Origin of the sequence: Escherichia sp. 93.1518 (genome assembly GCF_013368915.2) — a bacterium.
GTDB classification, from domain to species: domain Bacteria; phylum Pseudomonadota; class Gammaproteobacteria; order Enterobacterales; family Enterobacteriaceae; genus Escherichia; species Escherichia ruysiae.
Map to the genome: position 1 here is coordinate 1 of NZ_JABWMT020000029.1, position 20,548 is coordinate 20,548.

18 protein-coding genes and 2 pseudogenes are annotated in these 20,548 nt (G+C 50.6%); 13 read left to right on the forward strand and 7 right to left on the reverse strand.

Annotation, left to right across the window (positions count from 1 at the left end; genetic code table 11):
• The first annotated feature begins 127 nt into the window (after positions 1-127).
• The 7 genes from fimA (at position 128) to fimH (ending at position 6,724) form a co-directional block, all read left to right on the forward strand.
• Positions 128-676: a type 1 fimbrial major subunit FimA gene (fimA, locus tag HEN21_RS18170; protein ID WP_000695573.1), complete on the forward strand. Its 549-nt coding sequence runs from the start codon at positions 128-130 to the stop codon at positions 674-676.
• A 65-nt stretch (positions 677-741) separates the two neighbouring features.
• Positions 742-1,281: a fimbrial protein gene (locus HEN21_RS18175; RefSeq protein WP_176252143.1), complete on the forward strand. Its 540-nt coding sequence runs from the start codon at positions 742-744 to the stop codon at positions 1,279-1,281.
• A gap of 36 nt (positions 1,282-1,317) precedes the next feature.
• Complete coding sequence (gene fimC, locus HEN21_RS18180; protein ID WP_000066582.1) at positions 1,318-2,043, forward strand: type 1 fimbria chaperone FimC; 726 nt, start codon at positions 1,318-1,320, stop codon at positions 2,041-2,043.
• A gap of 66 nt (positions 2,044-2,109) precedes the next feature.
• Positions 2,110-4,746 (forward strand): fimbrial usher FimD, encoded by a 2,637-nt coding sequence (fimD, locus tag HEN21_RS18185; RefSeq protein WP_176252144.1) that lies wholly within the window; start codon positions 2,110-2,112, stop codon positions 4,744-4,746.
• A gap of 9 nt (positions 4,747-4,755) precedes the next feature.
• Entirely contained in the window at positions 4,756-5,286 is a 531-nt protein-coding gene (locus HEN21_RS18190; protein WP_010353036.1) for a fimbrial protein, read from the forward strand.
• Between the two features lie 12 nt (positions 5,287-5,298).
• A complete protein-coding gene (gene fimG / locus HEN21_RS18195; protein ID WP_016231563.1) occupies positions 5,299-5,802 on the forward strand; it encodes a type 1 fimbria minor subunit FimG in 504 nt (167 codons plus the stop codon).
• A 19-nt stretch (positions 5,803-5,821) separates the two neighbouring features.
• Positions 5,822-6,724, forward strand: coding sequence for a type 1 fimbria D-mannose specific adhesin FimH (gene fimH / locus HEN21_RS18200; protein WP_010352630.1), 903 nt, complete (start codon positions 5,822-5,824; stop codon positions 6,722-6,724).
• Between the two features lie 184 nt (positions 6,725-6,908).
• Here the strand turns inward: fimH and gntP are convergent, their stop codons facing one another.
• Positions 6,909-8,252, reverse strand: a complete 1,344-nt coding sequence (gene gntP / locus HEN21_RS18205) for a gluconate permease GntP (protein ID WP_016159466.1) — start codon at positions 8,250-8,252, stop codon at positions 6,909-6,911.
• A gap of 339 nt (positions 8,253-8,591) precedes the next feature.
• On the opposite strand from gntP, the gene uxuA reads away from it, so the two are divergent.
• From uxuA to iraD, 4 genes are all read left to right on the forward strand, one after another.
• Positions 8,592-9,776: a mannonate dehydratase gene (gene uxuA / locus HEN21_RS18210; RefSeq protein ID WP_000438582.1), complete on the forward strand. Its 1,185-nt coding sequence runs from the start codon at positions 8,592-8,594 to the stop codon at positions 9,774-9,776.
• Positions 9,777-9,856: 80 nt separating this feature from the next.
• Complete coding sequence (locus tag HEN21_RS18215; protein ID WP_016231564.1) at positions 9,857-11,317, forward strand: fructuronate reductase; 1,461 nt, start codon at positions 9,857-9,859, stop codon at positions 11,315-11,317.
• A gap of 269 nt (positions 11,318-11,586) precedes the next feature.
• Complete coding sequence (uxuR, locus tag HEN21_RS18220; protein ID WP_176252145.1) at positions 11,587-12,360, forward strand: Uxu operon transcriptional regulator; 774 nt, start codon at positions 11,587-11,589, stop codon at positions 12,358-12,360.
• Positions 12,361-12,770: 410 nt separating this feature from the next.
• Complete coding sequence (gene iraD, locus HEN21_RS18225) at positions 12,771-13,163, forward strand: anti-adapter protein IraD (protein ID WP_176251773.1); 393 nt, start codon at positions 12,771-12,773, stop codon at positions 13,161-13,163.
• Between the two features lie 75 nt (positions 13,164-13,238).
• Here the strand turns inward: iraD and iadA are convergent, their stop codons facing one another.
• Together iadA and HEN21_RS18235 are read right to left on the reverse strand one after the other, a co-directional pair.
• Entirely contained in the window at positions 13,239-14,411 is a 1,173-nt protein-coding gene (gene iadA / locus HEN21_RS18230) for a beta-aspartyl-peptidase (protein WP_000568390.1), read from the reverse strand.
• A 12-nt stretch (positions 14,412-14,423) separates the two neighbouring features.
• Positions 14,424-14,644: pseudogene (locus tag HEN21_RS18235) on the reverse strand (hypothetical protein); the annotation flags it as partial.
• Between the two features lie 163 nt (positions 14,645-14,807).
• Here HEN21_RS18235 and kptA point away from each other — a divergent pair.
• A complete protein-coding gene (kptA, locus tag HEN21_RS18240; RefSeq protein WP_176251772.1) occupies positions 14,808-15,374 on the forward strand; it encodes an RNA 2'-phosphotransferase in 567 nt (188 codons plus the stop codon).
• A gap of 39 nt (positions 15,375-15,413) precedes the next feature.
• Here kptA and HEN21_RS18245 read toward each other — a convergent pair whose 3' ends face one another.
• The 4 genes and pseudogenes from HEN21_RS18245 to HEN21_RS18260 all read right to left on the reverse strand — a co-directional run bounded on the left by HEN21_RS18245 (position 15,414) and on the right by HEN21_RS18260 (position 19,219).
• Positions 15,414-16,592, reverse strand: coding sequence for an MFS transporter (locus tag HEN21_RS18245; protein ID WP_176251771.1), 1,179 nt, complete (start codon positions 16,590-16,592; stop codon positions 15,414-15,416).
• A 66-nt stretch (positions 16,593-16,658) separates the two neighbouring features.
• Positions 16,659-17,516: an SdiA-regulated domain-containing protein gene (locus HEN21_RS18250; RefSeq protein ID WP_176251770.1), complete on the reverse strand. Its 858-nt coding sequence runs from the start codon at positions 17,514-17,516 to the stop codon at positions 16,659-16,661.
• Positions 17,517-17,686: 170 nt separating this feature from the next.
• Positions 17,687-17,811 (reverse strand): annotated as a pseudogene (locus HEN21_RS23470) (double-cubane-cluster-containing anaerobic reductase); the annotation flags it as partial.
• 127 nt (positions 17,812-17,938) lie between these two features.
• Positions 17,939-19,219 (reverse strand): DUF445 domain-containing protein, encoded by a 1,281-nt coding sequence (locus tag HEN21_RS18260; protein ID WP_176251769.1) that lies wholly within the window; start codon positions 19,217-19,219, stop codon positions 17,939-17,941.
• A 184-nt stretch (positions 19,220-19,403) separates the two neighbouring features.
• On the opposite strand from HEN21_RS18260, the gene HEN21_RS18265 reads away from it, so the two are divergent.
• A complete protein-coding gene (locus HEN21_RS18265) occupies positions 19,404-20,372 on the forward strand; it encodes an Rpn family recombination-promoting nuclease/putative transposase (RefSeq protein ID WP_176251768.1) in 969 nt (322 codons plus the stop codon).
• The last annotated feature ends 176 nt before the right edge of the window (positions 20,373-20,548 follow it).

Genomic DNA, 20,548 nt, shown 5'->3' on the forward strand with positions numbered 1-20,548 from the left:
TGGCCCCAAATGTTTCATTTTTTGGGGGGAAACTGTGCAGTGTTGGCAGTCAAACTCGTTTTCAAAACAAAGTGTACAGAACGACTGCCCATGTCGATTTATACGTAGATTTAAAAAGGAAAGCAGTATGAAAATTAAAACTCTGGCAATCGTTGTTCTGTCGGCTCTGTCCCTCAGTTCCACTGCGGCTCTGGCCGCTACCACGACGGTAAATGGTGGGACAGTTCACTTTAAAGGGGAAGTTGTTAACGCCGCTTGTGCGGTTGATGCGGGCTCTGTTGATCAAACCGTTCAGTTAGGTCAGGTTCGTACCGCATCGCTGGCACAAGAGGGGGCAACCAGTTCTGCCGTCGGTTTTAACATTCAGCTGAATGACTGCGATACCACTGTTGCAGACAAAGCCGCTGTTGCCTTCCTTGGCACAGCAATTGATGGAAATCATACCAACGTACTGGCTTTGCAGAGTTCAGCTGCGGGCAGCGCAACAAATGTTGGTGTGCAGATCCTGGACAGAACGGGTACTGCGCTGGCGCTGGACGGTGCGACATTTAGCGCACAAACAACACTGAATAACGGAACCAACATTATTCCGTTCCAGGCGCGTTATTTTGCAACCGGTACTGCAACCCCAGGCGCTGCTAATGCGGATGCGACCTTCAAGGTTCAGTATCAATAACCCACTCAGGTTTTAGGGAAGTCATTATGGGCAAGGATGCCCGCCCCTGCGCGATAAGAATAACGATGAAAAGGACGAAATTATTTCTAGTAGCGTCGTTACTGCCGATGTTTGCACTGGCCGGAAATAAATGGAACACCACATTGCCCGGTGGAAATATGCAGTTTCAGGGCGTCATTATTGCGGAAACTTGCCGGATTGAGGCCGGTGATAAACAAATGACGGTCAATATGGGGCAAATCAGTAGTAACCGGTTTCATGCGGTAGGGGAAGATAGCGCACCGGTGCCTTTTGTTATTCATTTACGGGAATGTAGCACGGTGGTGAGTGAACGTGTGGGCGTGGCGTTTCACGGTGTCGCGGATGGTAAAAATCCGGATGTGCTTTCCGTGGGTGAGGGGCCAGGAATTGCAACCAATATTGGTATTGCATTGTTTGATGACGAAGGAAACCTCGTACCAATTAACCGACCTCCAGCTAACTGGAAACGGCTTTACTCAGGTTCTACTTCGCTACATTTCATTGCCAAATATCGCGCAACCGGGCGTCGGGTGACTGGCGGCATGGCTAATGCCCAGGCCTGGTTCTCCTTAACCTATCAGTAATTGTTAAGCAGATATTGTGATAACAGGAACAGGACAGTGAGTAATAAAAACGTCAATGTAAGGAAATCGCAGGAAATAACATTCTGCTTACTGGCAGGTATCCTGATGATCGTAGCAATGATGCTTGCCGGACGCGCTGAAGCGGGAGTGGCCTTAGGTGCGACCCGCGTAATTTATCCGGCAGGGCAAAAACAAGTTCAACTTGCCGTGACAAATAATGATGAAAATAGCACTTATTTAATTCAATCATGGGTAGAAAATGCCGATGGTGTAAAGGATGGCCGTTTTATCGTGACGCCACCTCTGTTTGCAATGAAGGGAAAAAAAGAGAATACTTTACGTATTCTTGATGCCACAAATAATCAATTGCCGCAGGATCGGGAAAGTTTGTTCTGGATGAATGTAAAAGCGATTCCGTCAATGGATAAATCAAAATTGACCGAGAATACGCTACAGCTCGCGATTATCAGCCGCATAAAACTGTATTACCGCCCGGCTAAATTAGCGTTACCCCCCGATCAGGCCGCAGAAAAATTAAGATTCCGTCGTGGCGCCAATTCTCTGACGCTGATTAACCCGACACCCTATTACCTGACGGTAACGGAGCTTAATGCCGGAACACGGATTCTTGAAAATGCATTGGTGCCTCCAATGGGCGAAAGCACGGTTAAATTGCCTTCTGATGCCGGAAGCAACATTACTTACCGAACAATAAATGATTATGGCGCACTTACCCCCAAAATGAAGGGCGTAATGGAATAACGCAGGGGGATTTATTCGCCTGAATAAAAAGAATTGACTGCCGGGTGATTTTAAACCGGAGGAACAATGTCATATCTGAATTTAAGACTTTACCAGCGAAACACGCAATGCTTGCATAATCGTAAGCATTGTCTGGCTGGTTTTTTTATCCGGCTCTCTGTTGCCTGTGCTTTTGCCGCACAGGCACCTTTTTCATCTGCCGAACTCTATTTTAACCCGCGCTTTTTAGCGGATGATCCTCAGGCTGTTGCCGATTTATCGAGCTTTGAAAATGGACAAGAATTACCGCCGGGGACGTATCGTGTCGATATCTATATGAATAATGGTTATATGGCAACGCGTGATGTCACGTTTAATACGGGTGACAGTGAGCAAGGTATTGTCCCTTGCCTGACTCGCGCTCAACTCGCCAGTATGGGGCTGAATAAGGCTTCTGTTTCCGGTATGAATCTGCTGGCGGATGATGCCTGCGTGCCATTAACCTCAATGATCAATGAAGCCACCACGCATTTAGATGTTGGCCAGCAGCGGCTCAACATCACGATCCCTCAAGCATTTATGAATCAGCGCGCGCGTGGTTATATTCCACCAGAGTTGTGGGATTCAGGTATTAATGCCGGATTGCTCAATTATAACTTCAGCGGAAATAGTGTGCAGAATCGGGTTGGGGGTAACAGCCATTATGCATATTTAAATCTACAGAGTGGATTAAATATTGGTGCGTGGCGTTTACGCGACAATACCACCTGGAGTTATAACAGTAGCGGAAATTCATCAGGTAGCAAAAATAAATGGCAACATATTAATACCTGGCTTGAGCGCGACATCATTCCGTTACGTTCCCGACTGACGCTGGGTGATGGTTATACCCAGGGCGATATTTTCGATGGTATTAACTTTCGCGGCGCACAGTTGGCCTCCGATGACAATATGTTACCCGATAGCCAAAGAGGATTTGCCCCGGTGATCCACGGTATTGCTCGTGGTACTGCACAGGTAACTATTAAACAGAATGGGTATGACATTTATAATAGTACGGTGCCGCCGGGGCCTTTTACCATCAACGATATCTATGCCGCAGGTAATAGTGGTGACTTGCAGGTAACGATTAAAGAGGCTGACGGCAGCACGCAGATTTTTACCGTACCCTATTCGTCAGTCCCGCTTTTGCAACGTGAAGGGCATACTCGTTATTCCATTACGGCAGGAGAATACCGTAGTGGAAATGCGCAACAGGAAAAACCCCGCTTTTTCCAAAGTACATTACTCCACGGCCTTCCGGCTGGCTGGACAATATATGGTGGAACGCAACTGGCAGATCGTTATCGTGCTTTTAATTTCGGTATCGGGAAAAATATGGGGGCACTGGGCGCTCTGTCTGTGGATATGACGCAGGCTAATGCCACACTTCCCGATGAAAGTCAGCATGACGGACAATCGGTGCGTTTTCTCTATAACAAATCGCTCAATGAATCAGGCACGAATATTCAGTTAGTGGGTTATCGCTATTCGACCAGTGGGTATTTTAATTTCGCTGATACAACATACAGCCGAATGAATGGCTACAACATTGAAACGCAGGATGGTGTTATTCAGGTTAAGCCGAAATTCACCGACTATTACAACCTCGCTTATAACAAACGCGGGAAATTACAACTCACCGTCACTCAGCAAGTTGGGCGCACATCAACACTGTATTTGAGTGGTAGCCATCAGACTTATTGGGGAACGAGTAATGTCGATGAACAATTCCAGGCCGGATTAAATACCGCATTCGAAGATATCAACTGGACGCTCAGCTATAGCCTGACGAAAAACGCCTGGCAAAAAGGACGGGATCAGATGTTAGCTCTTAACGTCAATATTCCTTTCAGCCACTGGCTGCGTTCTGACAGTAAATCTCAGTGGCGACATGCCAGTGCCAGCTACAGCATGTCACACGATCTCAACGGTCGGATGACCAATCTGGCCGGTGTATACGGTACGTTGTTGGAAGACAATAACCTCAGCTACAGCGTGCAAACCGGTTATGCCGGGGGAGGCGATGGTAATAGCGGAAGTACAGGCTATGCCGCGCTGAATTATCGCGGCGGCTACGGCAATGCCAACATAGGGTACAGCCATAGCGATGATATTAAGCAGCTCTATTATGGCGTCAGCGGTGGGGTATTGGCTCATGCCAATGGCGTAACGCTGGGGCAGCCGTTAAACGATACGGTTGTGCTTATTAAAGCGCCAGGAGCAAAAGATGCAAAAGTCGAAAACCAGACGGGTGTTCGTACCGACTGGCGCGGTTATGCCGTGCTGCCTTATGCCACTGAATATCGGGAGAATAGAGTGGCGCTGGATACCAATACCCTGGCTGATAACGTCGATTTAGATAACGCGGTCGCTAACGTTGTTCCCACCCGTGGGGCAATTGTGCGAGCAGAGTTTAAAGCGCGCGTAGGAATAAAACTGCTCATGACGCTAACCCACAATAATAAGCCGCTGCCGTTTGGGGCGATGGTCACATCAGAGAGTAGCCAGAGTAGCGGCATTGTTGCGGATAATGGCCAGGTTTACCTCAGCGGGATGCCTTTAGTGGGAAAAGTTCAGGTGAAATGGGGTGAAGGGGAGAATGCTCGCTGTGTCGCCGATTACAAACTGCCACCAGAGAGTCAGCAGCAGTTATTAACTCAGCTATCAGCCGAATGTCGTTAAGGGGACGTGATGAAAAGCAAACCTTTTTATCTTGTGTGCGCTTTTTTGTGGCTGGTTGCCAGTCACGCCAGGGCCGCAGATAGCACGATTACTATTCGCGGCTATGTCAGGGATAACGGCTGTAGTGTGGCGGCTGAATCAACCAATTTTACCGTTGATCTGATGGAAAACGCGGCGAAGCAATTTAGCAACATTGGGGCGACGACCCCGGTCGTTCCATTTCGTATTTTGCTGTCACCCTGTGGTAATGCGGTTTCTGCTGTAAAGGTTGGGTTTACTGGTGTTGCGGATAGCCACAATGCCAACCTGCTTGCACTTGATAATACGGTGTCAGCGGCCGCAGGGCTGGGAATACAGCTTCTGAATGAGCAACAAAATCAGATCCCACTTAATGCCCCATCGTCCGCGATTGCGTGGACGACCCTGACGCCGGGTAAACCAAACACGCTGAATTTTTACGCCAGGCTAATGGCGACACAGGTGCCTGTCACTGCGGGGCGTATCAACGCTACGGCAACCTTTACTCTTGAATATCAGTAACTGGAGATGCTCATGAAATGGCGCAAACGTGGGTATTTATTGGCGGCAATGTTGGCGCTCGCAAGCGCGACGGTATGGGCAGCCGATGTCACCATCACGGTGAACGGTAAGGTCGTCGCCAAACCGTGCACGGTTTCCACCACCAATGCCACGGTTGATCTCGGCGATCTTTATTCTTTCAGCCTGATGTCTGCCGGAGCGGCATCGGCCTGGCATGATGTTGCGCTTGAGTTGACTAATTGTCCGGTGGGAACGTCCAGGGTCACCGCCAGCTTCAGCGGGGCAGCTGACAGCACCGGATATTATAAAAACCAGGGAACCGCGCAAAACATCCAGTTAGAGCTACAGGATGACAGCGGTAATACATTGAATACCGGCGCAACCAAAACAGTTCAGGTGGATGATTCCTCACAATCAGCGCACTTCCCGTTACAGGTCAGAGCATTGACGGTAAATGGCGGAACCACTCAGGGAACCATTCAGGCAGTGATTAGCATCACCTATACCTACAGCTGAACCCGAAGAGATGATTGTAATGAAACGAGTTATTACCTTGTTTGCTGTACTGCTGATGGGCTGGTCGGTAAATGCCTGGTCATTCGCCTGTAAAACCGCCAATGGCACCGCTATCCCTATTGGCGGTGGCAGCGCCAATGTCTATGTTAACCTTGCGCCCGCCGTGAATGTGGGGCAAAACCTGGTCGTGGATCTTTCGACGCAGATCTTTTGCCATAACGATTACCCGGAAACGATTACAGACTATGTCACACTGCAACGAGGCTCGGCTTATGGCGGCGTGTTATCTAATTTTTCCGGAACCGTAAAATATAATGGCAGTAGCTATCCTTTCCCGACCACCAGCGAAACGCCGCGCGTTGTTTATAATTCGAGAACGGATAAGCCCTGGCCGGTGGCGCTTTATTTGACGCCTGTGAGCAGTGCGGGCGGGGTGGCGATTAAGGCTGGCTCATTAATTGCCGTGCTCATTTTGCGCCAGACCAACAACTATAACAGCGATGATTTCCAGTTTGTGTGGAATATTTACGCCAATAATGATGTGGTGGTGCCCACCGGCGGCTGTGATGTTTCCGCTCGTGATGTCACCGTTACTCTGCCGGATTATCCTGGTTCGGTGCCGATTCCTCTTACCGTTTATTGTGCGAAAAGCCAAAACCTGGGGTATTACCTTTCAGGCACAACCGCAGATGCGGGCAACTCGATTTTCACCAATACCGCGTCGTTTTCGCCAGCACAGGGAGTCGGCGTACAGCTGACGCGCAACGGTACGATTATTCCAGCGAATAGCACTGTGTCATTAGGGGCAGTAGGGACTTCGGCGGTAAGTCTGGGATTAACGGCAAATTACGCACGTACTGGAGGGCAGGTGACAGCAGGTAATGTGCAGTCGATTATTGGTGTGACTTTTGTTTATCAATAAAAAAACCACAGGGCTTGCTAATGCTGGTACGCAATATTACGTGATGCGCTACGCTACCTACAAAACCTGCACGTTAGCCCTTTGTAGGCCAGATGAGACGCGTCAGCGTCGCATCTGGCATAAACAAGGCACACTTTGTCGACACTCCGAACAGAGCCTGCCAATGGCAGGCTCTGGTGTGCTTTTACGCTACCATGCTGATAATCAACACAATAATCAGCCCAACTACGGAGTTGACCAGCTCCAGCAGACCCCAGGTTTTCAGCGTGTCTTTTACCGACAGGTCAAAATAACCTTTAAACAACCAGAAAGATGCATCGTTAATGTGGGTGAGGGTGTTGGACCCCGCAGCCGTCGCCAGCACCAGTAGCGCCGGATTCACGCCAACCAGCTGACCGGTTGCTGGATCAAGGATTGCAGCACTGATAATCCCGGCGGCAGTCATCGCCGAAACCACACCCTGACCGGTCGCCAGACGAATCAGTACGGTGATCAGCCACGCCATGATGTACGGTGAAATATTACCATGCGACATCAACATGCCGATGGTGTCACCAATGCCGGTGTCGATGATGGTCTGCTTCAGTACGCCGCCAGCACCGATGATCAGAATCACCATCGCAATGCTTTTTACCGCGCTTTCAAAGGCGTTCATTACCCACTGCATATCGTGCCCGCGCGCGGTGCCAAAGAGTACGAACGCAACTACCATCGCAATAAACATCGCAATCGGCGAGGAACCAATAAAGTTAACCACTTCCCACGCAGGCGTGTCTTTTACCAGCCAGATATTGGCGATGGTGGTGGAGATCATAATGATCGCCGGGATCAGCGGCACCAGAATCGAGATGCCGAAAGAAGGCAGATTGTTCATATCTACTGGTTGATCTGCTTTCAGAAATGACGGTGTCGGTCGCTCAAGATTACCGAGGAACTTTGGCAGGATCAGGCCAGCGCAAATTACGCTTGGGATCGTCACCAGCACGCCATAGATATAAACCATCCCCATATCCGCGCCATAAGCATTTACCAGCGCCACCGGACCCGGCTGCGGCGGGAACAGTGAATGTGCGGTGGTGGCAGCCGCTACTGCCGGAATAGCCAGTTTCAGGAACGGGATTTTAGCTTCGGCTGCAATCACGATCACCAGCGGTGCCAACATGATAAAGGCCACTTCATAGAACATCGCCAGACCGAAAATCAGGCCGATGATAATCACCGATATCTGAACATAGCGCAGACCGAGACGCGCCAGCAGCGTGTGCGCTATCTGGTGAGCCGCGCCAGAGTCGACCATCAATTTACCGATGACCGCACCGAATACCACGATGATCGCCAGTTCCCCCAGCGTGTTGCCGAAGCCTGCTTTCATGGTGTGCAGCAGCGACATTAAGTCCATACCCGCCAGCATCCCGACGGACAGAGCAGCCACCAACAAAGCTACCATCGAGTTGATCTTGAACCTCAAATTCAGTACCAGCATCAGGCCGATACCGAAGACGACCCAAAGAATGTTAAGCACATGCATAAAGTTTTACCTTACCTGGTTGAGCCATTGTTATTTTGGGCGACATGTTATGTAAATTGGTCAACCATTGTTGCGATGAATATCACATACCCTGATCAATAACCGTTGTTTACCCTTTGCTGTAATTTGCAACAATCGGCGGGAGAGTGGATTTCTTGTGATGTGGTTAACCAATTTTAGAATCCGGGTTGACATGTCTTACCAAAAGGTAGAACTTATACGCCATCTCATCCGGTGCGACGCCACGGCTGTGGTCTGGTTGTTCATCCGGATACCTAAACAACTCCGGGGTTCCGCGTCTCTTCGCTGTGGAACCCACTATGTGAAAGAGGAAAAATCATGGAACAGACCTGGCGCTGGTACGGCCCAAACGATCCGGTTTCTTTAGCTGATGTCCGTCAGGCGGGCGCAACTGGCGTGGTTACCGCGCTGCACCATATCCCGAACGGCGAAGTATGGTCCGTAGAAGAGATCCTCAAACGCAAGGCTATCGTTGAAGACGCAGGTCTGGTGTGGTCTGTCGTGGAAAGCGTGCCAATTCACGAAGATATCAAAACCCACACTGGCAACTATGAGCAGTGGATCGCTAACTATCAGCAGACCCTGCGCAACCTGGCGCAGTGCGGCATCCGCACCGTGTGCTACAACTTCATGCCGGTGCTTGACTGGACCCGTACTGACCTCGAATACGTACTGCCGGACGGCTCCAAAGCCCTGCGTTTCGACCAGATCGAATTTGCTGCGTTTGAAATGCACATCCTGAAGCGCCCAGGCGCGGAAGCGGATTACACCGAAGAAGAAATTGCTCAGGCAGCAGAACGTTTCGCCACCATGAGCGATGAAGACAAAGCGCGTCTGACCCGTAACATCATTGCTGGTCTGCCGGGTGCGGAAGAAGGTTACACCCTCGACCAGTTCCGTAAGCACCTGGAGCTGTACAAAGATATCGACAAAGCCAAACTGCGCGAAAACTTTGCCGTCTTCCTGAAAGCCATTATTCCGGTTGCCGAAGAAGTCGGCGTGCGTATGGCGGTTCACCCGGACGATCCGCCGCGCCCGATCCTCGGTCTGCCGCGTATCGTTTCCACCATTGAAGATATGCAGTGGATGGTTGATACCGTAAACAGCATGGCGAACGGTTTCACCATGTGCACCGGTTCCTACGGCGTGCGCGCTGACAACGATCTGGTTGATATGATCAAGCAGTTTGGTCCGCGCATTTACTTCACCCATCTGCGTTCCACCATGCGTGAAGATAACCCGAAAACCTTCCACGAAGCGGCGCACCTGAACGGCGACGTTGATATGTACGAAGTGGTGAAAGCGATCGTTGAAGAAGAACACCGTCGTAAAGCGGAAGGCAAAGAAGACCTGATCCCGATGCGTCCGGATCACGGTCATCAGATGCTGGACGACCTGAAGAAGAAAACCAACCCAGGTTATTCCGCGATTGGTCGTCTGAAAGGCCTGGCCGAAGTTCGCGGTGTCGAACTGGCGATCCAGCGCGCTTTCTTTAGCCGTTAATATCCACCGGCATGGCTGCGCGCCGTGCCGGTTCCTTCTTCCTTGCCGTCACTCTCTGAAGACGGATTCTGGAGTTTACGATGACTACTATTGTTGACAGCAATCTGCCGGTTGCCCGCCCGTCATGGGATCATTCTCGTCTGGAATCACGCATTGTGCATCTCGGTTGCGGGGCGTTTCACCGCGCGCACCAGGCGCTGTATACCCATCACCTGCTGGAAAGCACCGACAGCGACTGGGGTATCTGCGAAGTTAACCTGATGCCAGGCAACGACCGCGTGCTGATCGAAAACCTGAAAAAACAGCAACTGCTGTACACCGTGGCGGAAAAAGGTGCAGAAAGCACTGAACTGAAAATTATCGGTTCGATGAAAGAAGCCCTGCATCCGGAAATCGACGGTTGCGAAGGTATTCTCAACGCAATGGCGCGTCCGCAAACAGCGATTGTCTCCCTGACGGTCACGGAAAAAGGTTACTGCGCCGATGCGGCGAGCGGTCAGCTGGATCTTAATAACCCGCTGATCAAGCACGATCTGGAAAACCCGACCGCGCCGAAGTCCGCGATTGGTTACATCGTAGAAGCCCTGCGTCTGCGTCGTGAAAAAGGGCTGAAAGCGTTTACCGTGATGTCCTGCGACAACGTGCGTGAAAACGGTCATGTGGCGAAAGTTGCCGTTCTGGGGCTGGCTCAGGCGCGTGACCCGCAGCTGGCGGCATGGATTGAAGATAACGTCACCTTCCCATGCACCATGGTTGACCGCATCGTACCGGCGGCGACGCCAGAAACCTTACAGGAAATTGCTGATCAGCTGGGCGTTTACGATCCGTGCGCCATTGCCTGCGAACCGTTCCGTCAGTGGGTGATTGAAGATAACTTCGTTAATGGTCGCCCGGACTGGGATAAAGTGGGCGCACAGTTTGTTGCAGACGTTGTGCCGTTCGAAATGATGAAGCTGCGTATGCTTAACGGCAGCCACTCTTTCCTGGCGTACCTCGGTTACCTCGGCGGCTATGAAACCATTGCCGACACCATGACTAACCCGGATTATCGCAAAGCAGCCTTTGCCCTGATGATGCAGGAACAAGCGCCAACGCTGTCGATGCCGGAAGGGACTGATCTGAACGCCTATGCGACACTGCTGATCGAGCGTTTCAGCAACCCGTCTCTGCGTCACCGTACCTGGCAGATTGCGATGGACGGCAGCCAGAAGTTACCGCAGCGTCTGCTGGATCCGGTGCGTCTGCACCTGCAAAACGGCGGTAGCTGGCGTCATCTGGCGCTGGGCGTGGCTGGCTGGATGCGTTACACCCAGGGCGTGGATGAGCAAGGTAACGCCATCGACGTAGTTGATCCGATGCTGGCTGAGTTCCAGAAGATCAACGCGCAATATCAGGGAGCAGAACGCGTAAAAGCCCTGTTGAGCCTGAGCGGTATTTTTGCCGATGATCTGCCGCAGAATGCCGACTTTGTTGGTGCGGTGACGGCGGCATATCAGCAACTGTGCGAGCGCGGCGCGCGCGAATGCGTGGCTGCACTGTAACTGACTGATTCCCCGACAGACTTACTGGTCAATCAAACTCATATTTGGTTGACCAGTTTTCGTTTTTTTGCCCACCTGTACGTGCCAACTTCCAGTGCTAATGGTATAGTTTGTCATTAACGATCAACGTAAGATCGCCCGATGCGCACGCTTATCGAGCCTGGGTATCAATCACAACTTATTGAATACGCACTCTTTGTCGGCCGGATAAGGCGTTCACGTCGCATCCGGCAATAATTTGATTAACCGCACCTAACGGACACAACACCATGAAATCTGCCACCTCTGCGCAAAGACCTTACCAGGAAGTCGGGGCGATGATCCGCGATCTGATCATCAAAACACCGTACAATCCTGGCGAACGACTGCCGCCGGAGCGTGAAATCGCAGAAATGCTCGAGGTCACGCGTACTGTGGTGCGTGAGGCGTTGATCATGCTGGAGATCAAAGGGCTGGTTGAAGTGCGGCGCGGCGCCGGTATTTATGTTCTTGATAGTTCAGGCAGCCAGAACACAGATAACCCGGATGCCAACGTCTGCAATGACGCCGGTCCTTTTGAGCTGCTACAGGCGCGTCAGTTACTGGAAAGTAACATCGCGGAATTTGCCGCTTTGCAGGCCACCCGCGAAGATATCGTCAAAATGCGCCAGGCATTGCAACTGGAAGAGCGTGAGCTGGCTTCCAGCGCGCCGGGCAGCAGTGAAAGCGGCGATATGCAGTTTCACCTCGCCATTGCCGAAGCGACCCATAACAGTATGCTGGTGGAGCTGTTCCGGCAGTCCTGGCAGTGGCGGGAAAACAATCCGATGTGGATCCAGTTGCACAGCCATCTGGATGACAGCTTGTATCGCAAAGAGTGGCTGGGCGATCACAAACAGATCCTCGCCGCGTTAATCAAAAAAGACGCCCGTGCGGCGAAGCTGGCAATGTGGCAGCATCTGGAAAATGTGAAACAGCGCCTGCTGGAGTTTTCCAATGTTGACGATATCTATTTTGACGGCTATCTCTTCGACTCCTGGCCGTTGGATAAAGTTGACGCCTGACCCTTTATTTCTGGTGCAAAGTTGAGCAGCTTTGCACCAGGCCTTTTAGCCACGTAATAACCGATATTATTAATAATAAACGATGAGTAATTTAATAATTACTTATTACATGTCTTTTATAAACATTATATATCTATTTAAATCTGAGTGATTATTCGGAATAATCAAAATATATTGGTTTGTTTCTGTCTGGTTTAGTGACTTTTATCAAATTATATCTTCTTAAATAAAAAGTAAGTGGATCTTCATTTCTGTTCAGGGTCTTATACTTTGCGGGCAAGAATCAAGCCTGTTATCAGGCACGGATGCGATGAGCAAAAAGGAATGACTATGGAAAATGAGCATCAACCCAGTGGTGTCAAGCCGTCAGGGCAAGATATCGATGCCGCTAAACGTCAGGAGTGCGCAAAATGATGCGCCAATTATTTCAGACCGTATTACCTGAAAACACAGGCAGCAATACATCATCGCTGCGTGATTCCGTATGTCGGGATCTCTTTCAACTTTTCAATTCTCCTCACTCACCGCTACCCGCATTACTTATTTCAGGTATGCCACAGTGGCAAGGGGATAATCAGAGCGACAAACATCTCCAGAGCTGGTATTGCCGCCAGTTGCGTTCCGCTCTTTTATTTCATGAACCACGTATTGCTGCATTGCAGGTGAGTCTGAAAGAAGCATATTGCCACGATCTGACGATCAGTCTGGAGATGATGCTGTACCACGACGATGAACCGCTGACGTTTGAGCTGGTCTGGCAGCATGGTGGTTGGTACAGTGCGACGGTGGGGAAAGTCAGCTAAATACCATCTTCTGAGTTTTACTCTGTCAGCCGTCCGAACGGGCATCCTACGTCCATTCGTGCGGCTGACAACCGCTTATGCAGTTTCAAACGTTCCTTTCACGCACGCCTTGCCGTCTTTGACCATCAGTTTGCCGTGAGCGTACACCTGCGCAATGCGCAGTTCCGGTGTCATAACCAGCAAATCCGCGTCATTGCCGGGCTGAATTTCGCCTTTCCCGGTCAGGTTGAGGAAACCGGCGACGCTGCTGGTGAGTGGACGCACGGCATCGCTGATACTGAAACCGTAGTCTTTGACCAGCACTTGCACGGTTTCCAGCAACGTCTCAAAACCGGCAACGCCGATATGCGTTAAATTCCCCTCGTCGTCAAAGAACGGCTGGCTACCGTTGCCGTCGGAGCTGAGGGTGATGCGAGCCAGCGGAATCCCCGCCTGAACGGCGCGGGCAATCCCTTCGGCAGGGGCGACCGGTTCGTCAATGCTGCTGGTGATGTCGATGGTGCCGCCTTTAAGGGCGAACTCCAGCGCCTGTTCAAACAAAGGAACGTTGCGGTTAACGTGCGTCGGCAGCAACTTGCTGATTGGCACATCGCAATTTTCCAGGAGATCGTAGATAGGCTGTAGCGCCTTTTTGCTGTCGCCCATGTGGAACACGGTGACGCCAGGTTTACCGCCGAGCAAGCCTCCAACGCGGGATTCCGCCGCCATATTGGCCAGATGATAAACATCCGGCGCGGCAGACCGGTGGTCGGAAATGGCACATTTCACGCCAATCACGCGATCGATGATCGCCACGTCTTTTTCCACAGAACCCGTAATGGTGCGGGAAGGCACATGATAAGCACCGGTCAGCATCCAGGCGCTGATGCCTTCTTCATTGAGCGCACGGGTCTTGGCGAGCAGGGATTCCGGGTGGCGAGAGATAGAGTCGGTGCCAAGCAGGCCAATCACCGACGTGACGCCCGCTTCCGTCAGGCGGCTTAACGCCACTTCCGGCGTGCGTGTAGTGGGGCCAGCTTCGCCGCCGCCGCCAATCAAATGGACGTGTTGATCAATAAAACCAGGGCAGAGGATCTGCCCGCTGAGATCGACAATCGTGCAGTTCGGTACGATGTCAGAAGGGATATTGCTGGCAACGGCGATAATCTTGCCGTTAGCGACGAGGACATCGCAAACTCCCCGATCTTCCGGCGCATACAAATGCGCTCCCTGCAGCAGGATGAAACCGGCTGCGGAATAATCAATCATGTAAACTCCTTGTTAAACAATAATCTGCATAACCCAGATCGACAGCAATGCGTTAATCGCGCAGACCGTAATGATATGCAGATAGCATTTAGCATTCACTTCGGCTGTCTCCAGGCTGCGACCGACATTTTGCACCGTGCTGGCCATTAAATACATTGCGGGCAGTAAAACGGTGACATCATGGCCGGTTCGCCTGCGGTCGCATGGCTGACAGCAACGCCGACTGCGCTGCCCGTGGCTAAAGGGACAGCGGTAATCCCCACAACGTTTTTGTATCTGCGTGTTGCTACGTGTTTTTTGCAGAGTGGAAAAACAGGATTGAGTTGCAAAAAATTCATAAACCCAGTGACAATGACGTAGCTGAATAAAAACAGGAAATACAGGGAAGAAGACAAAATGGCAAAGTATGGCGAAAAAGAGTTGGCAGATACGAGTAAGTTTTTAAGTTTTGTCCTCCGACATAAACCAGAGGCGATTGGCATCGCGCTGGATCGTGAAGGATGGGCGGATGTCGATAAACTCATACTCTGTGCACAAAAAGTGGGCAAGCGGTTAACCCGTGCCTTACTGGATGTCGTTGTCGCCACTAGCGATAAAAAGCGTTTTAGTTATTCGAATGATGGTAAGTGCATTCGCGCTGTTCAAGGGCATTCGACCTCGCAGGTCGCCATTGCCTTCACCGAAAAAACACCGCCACAATTTCTCTACCACGGTACGGCAAGTCGCTTCCTTGAGGCGATAAAAAGTCAGGGATTGATTGCAGGGGAGCGTCATTACGTGCATCTCTCTGCTGATGAAGCGACAGCTCGCAAAGTAGGAGCCAGACATGGATCGCCGGTTATCTTAACCGTCAAAGCCGAAGAAATGACGAAACGAGGAATACCTTTCTGGCAAGCGGAAAACGGGGTCTGGCTGACAGCAACTGTTGCGGTTGAGTTTCTTGACTGGCAAGGGAAATACTGAGGCGCTCTTCTCTGGTATGGTGGGGAGAAAAATCCCCCCTTATGAAGTCGCCGTTTGCAGCTTAAATAATTGCACTGTGCTGATGAGCGCGGCAACAAACAGCGCCGCTGCGCCACAAAGCGTGGAGTTGGCGAGTGCCGACGTTCCGTTGCCGAGCATACTGGTCAGCGCCGGGCCGAGAATTTGCCCGATGCCATAAATAAGCGTCACAAAGCCTAACAGGTTGAGATTTCCCGGCACACTAAGCTGGCGGGCGATGGTCATCACCAGCGAGGTCGTGCCCATAAAGGTGCCGCCAAAGCCAATACTGCTGATGATGAGTAATAAAGGAGAGCTGCTGGCGAGGGTTAACAGCACGCAGATAGCCTGTACCAACAAATTCGCCGTCAGGCAGGGTAACGCCCCCCAACGTTTTGCTACCCACAACCAACCAAAGCAGCCTGGCACAATCGACAAGCCGACCAGCGTCCAGAGATGGGCGGTCAGTAATGGCAGGCCAGCATCTTTCGCCATGAGCGGCAGATAAGTGGCAACGATGATATAACCAAAACCCGCCAGACCGTACAGAATAGCCAGCAACCACCAGCTCATGGGTTGTTGAGTGGTTTTTGCTAACGGCGTTGGCGCGATGGTGTGTTTTTTCGAAGGAAGCAAAAGCGCCAGTACAATCAATATCATGCCAGAAAGCGCCCCGGCACCTTGCCATAGCGTTTGCGAGGAGAGGGAAAAATGCAGCCCAGCCAGCACATATTCATTGCCTAGCGCGATACCAACACCAACGCCAGAAAACAGTGCCGCAAGTACAAAAGGATGGCGGGTATGTTGCATGATGAGCGTCGAGCCGAAAATCAACATCCCGGCGCTGGCGATGCCTGCCAGAAAGCGAATCAACAACACCAGAATAAACGACGGCAACCACGCCATCGCAAGGATCAACAATCCGGTTGCCAGGGCGCAAGCCAATAAAAACGGGCGCAGACGTGAGGGTAAATGAAATGCGCCGAATGAAAACAACAGGCTTCCAGCCAGATACCCAGCGTAGTTGCCGCTGGCAATCCACGACAGTTCGCTAAATGAAAACTGCCCCTCCGCCAGCATAACTGGCAGCATCGGCGTATAAAGAAAGCGACCTAACCCCATACCTAAGGTCAGAACCAGCATCCCGAAAAGCGCGGTGCTGAAGGAAAAGCGTTCTACGGGATGCGATGACGGGGACATGTTTTACCTTGCTTGTCTTTTTGTTGTTAACAAGTTAATAACAAAAAGGTGAAACATGCCAGTCTGTTAATGTGATGATGTAGGGGTAAAGCGATAAAAACGATTCGGTTCGCCAACGATATAAATATTGCCAGAGGCATCCATCGCAATCCCTTCAGCCTGTTTGATGTTATGTGACAAACCCCGGCTGCCTTTGGTTAGTGACATTTCACCGATAACCTCACCAGCCAGCGTCACTTCCTGCAGTGCGCGTGACTCATGAGACAGTACCAGCAGCGTATTTTTTTGTTGGTTAATTTCTGCGCCGGACACATCATCTAAAGTAAATTGACGTTGTAGTTCCTGGTCTTTGCTGATGTGCAATTCATTGCTACTTAGTAGCCCGTTAACTTTGTAGACCTCAATCGGATTTTTCTCTTTAAAAAACCAGAAAGTGTGATCCTGGCGAGAATAGGCCAGCCCTTCAAAACCACTATTGGTTGGCGTTTTCTGCAACGGAATTTTTATTTTTTTGAGGATTTTCACTTCTGAATTTTCATTAAGTGAAATCACATAAATGGCATAATCGCGTTCATCACTGATGACGAACTTATTATCACCAATATATTCGATAGTCTCGAGATCTTTCACAAAATCCAGAGGAATGGTGCGGAGCAAATCCCCATTCGTGGTCATTTCAACAATCGCCGCAGGTTTATTGATAGTGCTAAACAGGGTATTACTCTGCGCAGACCAGGTCAGTGAGGAGATATTATTCGTTACACCTGCAATCTCTTTACCATCAATATTAACGTGGTAATTTTGAAACCCTGCGGGATAACTGCTTTTGCGCGCGCAAGATTGCACGAAGAAAACACACACTGCGACAATGGCAAAAAGAATAATAATGCTGATACGTTTACTTAACGAAAACCTTTTTGTCATGGCATATCCATCCAACAAAATCAATAAGATATCGATAAGTATACGTAGTGATCTTAATGAATCCTTAACGCGGAGTCAGATCGTAATGTGCAATGCATTTCCAGTCGCTGTCTTTCTTCCCATTACTGACGAATGCGGGCAGTCATCACATTCAGCTCGTTGTGCAATGACAAAGATTGCGCAGGTTCTTTCTCTGCTTCTCCGAGAGTTTCAGCTGAGGTGGAGCAAGCGCACCGCAGGCCGTTTGCATCTTCTGCGGCATAAACGTGCAGTAAGTGCCGGCCAGCGGAATGCCGCATTTCGGAGAACTGCTCGAAAATGGCGACAAATGGCATGATTTTCCTTCCCCGTACACGGGAGACAATGAAAAAGGCCGCATTATTACCATGATTTGAGTTTGCTTTATTTGTTCACTCTCGCGGTTAAAAATTGCCGAGGGGTAACAAAGTCGGGATTTGCGATAAAAGATACAGTATCAATCCAATACAACCACCAACCAGCGTACCGTTGACGCGGATAAACTGGAGATCTTTGCCGATATTTAACTCGATTTGCCGCGACATATCCCGCGCATCCCAGCTTTTCACCGTGTCAGTAATGTGGCGTGTCAGGAATGCCGAAAACTCTGGTGCGACGCGGTGCGCAGCCTGTTCGAGATGACCATTTAACGACGCCCGCAAGGCATCATCGGCAATTAACGTCTCGCCAAGCCATTGACCCGCCCGCGCGATACGTTCCTTCACGCGAGAATCTTCGCTATTGATATCGGCCTTCAACCATTCCCGCAAATCCCCCCACAATTCACCGAGATAGCGGTTAAACGCTTCATCTTCTTTCAGATACGCTTTGATATTGTCGGCGCGCGCCGCCATTTCCGGATCGTTTTTCAGCTTATCGATCAGCGCAAAGGTAGCGCGATCAAACGCATGGCGGATCTGATGCGCGCGATCGCGGCTGATATCATCAAGCAAAGAATTAACTGCGTCAGAAACCAGCTCTGCGCTATGTTCACCCAGCCATTCAGTCGGCAAAATTTTCGCTTTCAGCGGATGTTCGCTCTCCAGCCAGCGGACGATCTGTTGGGCGATAAATTTGCGTGATTTATCGCGCTGGAGCAGGGCGATCAGTTGTGCGATCAGAGTATCCAGCAGCACCTGATGACGATCGTTTTTGGTCATGCTCTCCAGCATTAACGCACTGGTGCCGGAAAGATCCACTTTATCAATCGCCCGATGCACCGCGCGCTTAAGCAGACGCTGAATACGCGCATCATCGGTAAGTTCGAGAAAACCACTCATGATCTGCAAAAGATGCTGCCCAACGCGGCGGGCGTTTTCTGGCTGACTAAACCAGTTACCGATTAACAACGCCGGTTCATGACGACGAATTAACGCCACCAGGGATTGGGTATCGAGAAATTTTTCCTGTACGAACTGACCGAGATTTTCGCCAATCCGGTCTTTATTACGCGGGATAATCGCCGTATGGCGAGAAATAATCGGAATCGGCACGCGGCGAAACAGCGCCACTACCGCAAACCAGTCAGCCAGAGCGCCGACCATTGCCGCCTCCGCAATCGCCTTCACGCCGCTCACCCAAAAATTGGGCGGCAAAAAAAGCGTAACGATAAAAGTCGCGGCAGCAACGAGCAGTAAAGAGAGCGCCAGCATTTTGGCGCGTCGGAGTTCAATGATTTTATTCATATCGTAAGAATAGAGCCTGACGGCAGGTTCACGCAAAAATCGAGACGCCTTCCAGAAAAATGTATCGCTTGCAGGAGAACAAAAATAACCTGGAAAGCGCCTCGGGGAATGGGAAATTACCGGATGTGAGCGGAATTAGGAATCGCTAAAGTCGGGCTATCTCTTCAACAGGTGATGGATCGCCATGACAAACTTCACGACCAGCACGCCGCATGACGCATTATTTAAATCTTTTCTCACGCACCCTGACACCGCGCGGGACTTTATGGAGATCCATTTACCAAAAGGTTTACGTGAACTGTGCGATCTCGATACCTTAAAACTGGAATCAGCCAGCTTTGTCGATGAAAAACTGCGGGCGCTGCACTCCGATATTTTATGGTCGGTAAAGACCCGCGAAGGCGATGGTTATATCTACGTGGTGATTGAACATCAGAGCCGCGAGGATATTCATATGGCCTTTCGGCTGATGCGATATTCCATGGCGGTGATGCAGCGTCATATAGAGCATGATAAACGCCAGCCGCTACCGCTGGTTATTCCGATGCTGTTTTATCACGGTAGTCGTAGTCCTTACCCCTGGTCTTTGTGCTGGCTGGACGAATTTGCCGACCCGACTACCGCACGGAAGCTTTATACCGCCGCGTTCCCGCTGGTGGATATCACTGTGGTGCCGGACGACGAGATTGTGCTGCATCGCAGAGTCGCCCTGCTGGAGTTGATCCAAAAGCATATTCGCCAGCGCAATATGATGGGGCTGATTGATCAACTGGTAGCATTACTGGTTACAGAGTGCGCTAATGACAGCCAGATAACCGCGCTGTTAAATTACATTTTACTGGCTGGTGATGAAGCGAGTTTTGAAGAATTTGTCAATGAGCTTGCCAGGCGAATGCCACAACACAGGGAGCGAATCATGACGATTGCAGAGCGAATACATAATGCGGGATGGCTGTTGGGAAGGGAAGAAGGGAGGATCGAAGGCAAAGAAGAAGGTAAAGAAGAAGGGGAACAGCGTCTTCTCCGGTTGTTTTTGCAGAATGGGGCGGATCCTGAATGGATACAAAAGATTACCGGACTTTCGGCAGAGCAAATGCAGGCATTAGATCAGCCCTTGCCTGAAAGCAAGCGCGATCCATGGATCGAGTACTAATCAGAGACTGATGACAAACGCAAAGCAGCCTGATGCGCTACGCTTATCAGGTCTACATAACCCATTCAATATATTGAACTTTAAAGATTTTGTAGACCTGGTAAGGCGTTCACATGGCATCCGGCATGAACAAAGCGCACTTTGCCTAAGTCATGCTGGAACGTGGCGATGACCCT

Excerpts from the sequence above, each read along its gene's own strand:
- HEN21_RS18260 (WP_176251769.1), bottom strand. The coding sequence starts at position 19,219 with ATGAATAAAATCATTGAACTCCGACGCGCCAAAATGCTGGCGCTCTCT.
- iraD (WP_176251773.1), top strand. The coding sequence starts at position 12,771 with ATGATGCGCCAATTATTTCAGACCGTATTACCTGAAAACACAGGCAGC.
- HEN21_RS18215 (WP_016231564.1), top strand. The coding sequence starts at position 9,857 with ATGACTACTATTGTTGACAGCAATCTGCCGGTTGCCCGCCCGTCATGG.
- fimH (WP_010352630.1), top strand. The coding sequence starts at position 5,822 with ATGAAACGAGTTATTACCTTGTTTGCTGTACTGCTGATGGGCTGGTCG.
- HEN21_RS18245 (WP_176251771.1), bottom strand. The coding sequence starts at position 16,592 with ATGTCCCCGTCATCGCATCCCGTAGAACGCTTTTCCTTCAGCACCGCG.
- HEN21_RS18190 (WP_010353036.1), top strand. The coding sequence starts at position 4,756 with ATGAAAAGCAAACCTTTTTATCTTGTGTGCGCTTTTTTGTGGCTGGTT.
- fimA (WP_000695573.1), top strand. The coding sequence starts at position 128 with ATGAAAATTAAAACTCTGGCAATCGTTGTTCTGTCGGCTCTGTCCCTC.
- uxuA (WP_000438582.1), top strand. The coding sequence starts at position 8,592 with ATGGAACAGACCTGGCGCTGGTACGGCCCAAACGATCCGGTTTCTTTA.
- HEN21_RS18175 (WP_176252143.1), top strand. The coding sequence starts at position 742 with ATGAAAAGGACGAAATTATTTCTAGTAGCGTCGTTACTGCCGATGTTT.
- fimD (WP_176252144.1), top strand. The coding sequence starts at position 2,110 with ATGTCATATCTGAATTTAAGACTTTACCAGCGAAACACGCAATGCTTG.
- HEN21_RS18250 (WP_176251770.1), bottom strand. The coding sequence starts at position 17,516 with ATGACAAAAAGGTTTTCGTTAAGTAAACGTATCAGCATTATTATTCTT.
- fimG (WP_016231563.1), top strand. The coding sequence starts at position 5,299 with ATGAAATGGCGCAAACGTGGGTATTTATTGGCGGCAATGTTGGCGCTC.
- gntP (WP_016159466.1), bottom strand. The coding sequence starts at position 8,252 with ATGCATGTGCTTAACATTCTTTGGGTCGTCTTCGGTATCGGCCTGATG.
- iadA (WP_000568390.1), bottom strand. The coding sequence starts at position 14,411 with ATGATTGATTATTCCGCAGCCGGTTTCATCCTGCTGCAGGGAGCGCAT.
- kptA (WP_176251772.1), top strand. The coding sequence starts at position 14,808 with ATGGCAAAGTATGGCGAAAAAGAGTTGGCAGATACGAGTAAGTTTTTA.
- uxuR (WP_176252145.1), top strand. The coding sequence starts at position 11,587 with ATGAAATCTGCCACCTCTGCGCAAAGACCTTACCAGGAAGTCGGGGCG.
- HEN21_RS18265 (WP_176251768.1), top strand. The coding sequence starts at position 19,404 with ATGACAAACTTCACGACCAGCACGCCGCATGACGCATTATTTAAATCT.